Source organism: Oleiphilus sp. HI0086, from assembly GCF_001635225.1.
Genome location: NZ_LWFZ01000222.1, coordinates 1 through 772, shown reverse-complemented (window position 1 = coordinate 772; position 772 = coordinate 1). Strand labels below are relative to the sequence as shown.

The following is a 772-nucleotide window of genomic DNA, read 5'->3' as shown; positions in this document are numbered from 1 at the left end:
CAAACGAGTCAGGTGTTGACCTTAAGCCGGTTATTACACTTAGTGAAACGTCACCTGGTTCAACTGATGTCACCCTCTTGGTCGGCGATACCTATGCAGAGCCTGGCTTCGTTGCGATAGACCCAGAGGACGGTGACATTAGTGTCGATGTTATCACTAGACCAAACGTCCTTGATACTCCCTCTATTATTGATACTTCCACCCCTAATAACTCCGGCATTCAAATTGAATACGATGTTGTCGACAGCCAAGGCAACAACGCGACAACAGTTATCCGAACTGTATACGTCATCGAAGAAGATACTACTGCACCAGTGATCACTCTTATTGGTGACGACCCTACTTATGTTGAACAGCTTTCGACTTATAATGAAGAAGGCGCTACCGCTATCGATAACCGTGATGGAGATATCAGCGCCAACATTATGATCAGTGGAAACGTCGATTCTGACACTGCCGGCACTTACACACTTGCTTACGATGTTACCGATGAAGCTGGCAATGTAGCCACGACCGTAACGCGCGAGGTGATCGTTCAAGATACGACTGCACCAGTAATAACACTTATCGGCGACGCAGTTGTTACACTAGAAAGAGGCGATAGCTTCTCAGATGAAGGTGCCAGCGCCGTCGACAATGTTGACGGAGATATTAGTGCAAGCATAGTAAGTTCAGGTAGCGTAATCAGCGGAAGCGTTGGCAGCTACATCATAAACTACAATGTTTCTGACACTGCTGGTAATTCAGCTATTGTTGTATCGCGTACAGTTAA

The 772-nt window shown here is 46.4% G+C and carries 1 protein-coding gene; it reads left to right on the top strand.

Translation table 11 applies throughout. The annotated features are described in order from the left end of the window. On the top strand, nucleotides 1-772 hold a 772-nt coding region (locus tag A3756_RS02935), incomplete at both ends, for a DUF5011 domain-containing protein (RefSeq protein ID WP_156490222.1).